The 584-nt window shown below is 31.0% G+C and carries 1 protein-coding gene; it reads left to right on the top strand.

Going from position 1 to position 584, the window contains the following annotated elements; genetic code table 11:
• Positions 1-436: transposase (locus tag cpu_RS13000; protein WP_143299328.1), on the top strand; the 436-nt coding region annotated here is incomplete at its 5' end.
• Positions 437-584: the final 148 nt, after the last annotated feature.

Raw genomic sequence — 584 nt, 5'->3', positions numbered from 1 at the left:
AGGAGTAAGGTCATTAATTGATAAAGATGCTCGAGTAGGATATAAATCTCAAACAGAAAGCTTTTTTGGTTATAAAGTAGAATATACTATGACAACCGACAGCAGACTTATCTTAGCAGTAAGAGTTTATCCTGGTTCTTATGTAGATGGAACAAATTTTGAAGAAATATTAGAGTTAGCATTAAGGACAAAAGTTAGCATTAAAAAATTTTTTGGAGATAAAGCTTACTTCAGAAAAATAATTTTAGATGCGATTAAAAAAATTAGTGCTAAGCCTTATATACCGGTTAGCGAGTCAGTTTATAGAATAGACGAAAACAAGTACAGCTATAATAAAGATTCTGACCAATGGTTTTGTGAATGTGGCAATTATACAGTTAAGAAAGAGAAGAAAAAAAGAAATGATGGCCGCCTTATTTTGGCGGTATATATTTAACAAAGAAATATGCCAAAGTTGTTCTAAAAGGCAAGAATGTATCAAGAGAAAATCCAAGCTCAAAGGGTTAGACATAGGAATTAACATCCCAGAGTTTTATGAATATAGCCAATGGACAAAAACAAAAGAATTTCAAGATAATTATGAG

It is taken from the genome of Carboxydothermus pertinax (assembly GCF_001950255.1).
In the GTDB taxonomy this organism is placed as follows: Bacteria; Bacillota; Z-2901; order Carboxydothermales; family Carboxydothermaceae; genus Carboxydothermus; species Carboxydothermus pertinax.
Note: the sequence above shows the minus strand (reverse complement) of the source record. Positions and strands in the feature narration are given on the sequence as shown.